Source organism: Caballeronia arvi (assembly GCF_001544695.2).
Taxonomy (GTDB): domain Bacteria; phylum Pseudomonadota; class Gammaproteobacteria; order Burkholderiales; family Burkholderiaceae; genus Caballeronia; species Caballeronia arvi.
The window spans coordinates 1-1,016 of record NZ_FCOM02000269.1 but is presented as its reverse complement, the minus strand read 5'-3'; the positions used below and the strand labels follow the sequence as shown (position 1 = coordinate 1,016).

The following is a 1,016-nucleotide window of genomic DNA, read 5'->3' as shown; positions in this document are numbered from 1 at the left end:
AGCCCGATCATCGTCGGACAATGCAGCAATCGGTTGACGCTGATTCGATCCATCGCGATGCGAAAGCCCCTCCCCTCCTCGCCGATGAGGTTAGCTGCGGGCACCCGCACATTGTCGAAGGTGATGTCCGCGTCGACATGCTGGCCTGTCATCGGCAAACAGTCGTAGGTGAGTGAAACGCCAGGCTGGTCGAGGTCGATCAGCAGCGCGGAAATTCCGTCCGCGCCGCAGCCGGGGGTCGTGACACACATCGTCACTGCAAAGTCGGCAAACGTCGATGCGCTGATGTAATGCTTGCGCCCGCTGACGATGAACTCGTCGCCGTGCCGCTCCGCGCGTGTCTGAATGCTTGCAGCGTCCGAGCCGGATGCGGGCTCCGTCATTGCGAAGCAGGCCCCCTTTTCGCCGCGTACCACCGGCAGGATGTAGCGGTCAACCTGATAGGGACTCGCATGATTGACGAGATTCCCAATGCGCGACGGTCCACCCCAGTCGCCCAGCACATGTGGAAAGAGAATTGCGCCAGACGCGGCGGCGTCGTCTTTGAGCACGCACATGTCGGCGGTCGACAGTGCCGCTCCGCCAAGCGTTGTCGGTAGATGCAGCCCATACAATCCCAGCGCTCGCGAGCGCTGCCAGATCGCGCGCACGGTGTCTTTGTCGAAGCGGTCTTCGTAGCCGTAGCCGGCGGCCTGCTCCTGCGGAATCAGCTCGTCGTGCAGGTAGTGAGCGAGGCGGTCACGGATTGCCTGCAGGTCAGGGGTGACGTCGTATGCCATGGAATGCGTCCGTTGAACAGGTGGAAGGCCCATATTGACGGAGCGCGGCACGTGGCCGATGATCGTCGGCATTTTCTTCATAACGCGGTGGAATGACGCAGTGCGGATCGAAGATCTGAACACGTTTCTCGCAGTGGCCGAGACGTCGCACGTCGGACGCGCGGCCGAGCGGCTCGGGCTTACGCAGCCCGCACTGACCAAGGGAATACAGCGGCTCGAACGCGAGCTCGGCCTGCA

General features: G+C 62.5%; 2 protein-coding genes. One reads left to right on the top strand and one right to left on the bottom strand.

Translation table 11 applies throughout. The annotated features are described in order from the left end of the window. The coding region (locus AWB74_RS44830) for an acyl-CoA dehydrogenase family protein (RefSeq protein WP_061152839.1) at positions 1 to 779 on the bottom strand (779 nt) is incomplete at its 3' end. A 58-nt stretch (positions 780 to 837) separates the two neighbouring features. Between AWB74_RS44830 and AWB74_RS44825 the strand changes: the two genes are divergently transcribed. After that, positions 838 to 1,016, top strand: a 179-nt coding sequence (locus AWB74_RS44825; protein ID WP_143749553.1) for a helix-turn-helix domain-containing protein, incomplete at its 3' end; no start/stop codon positions are given.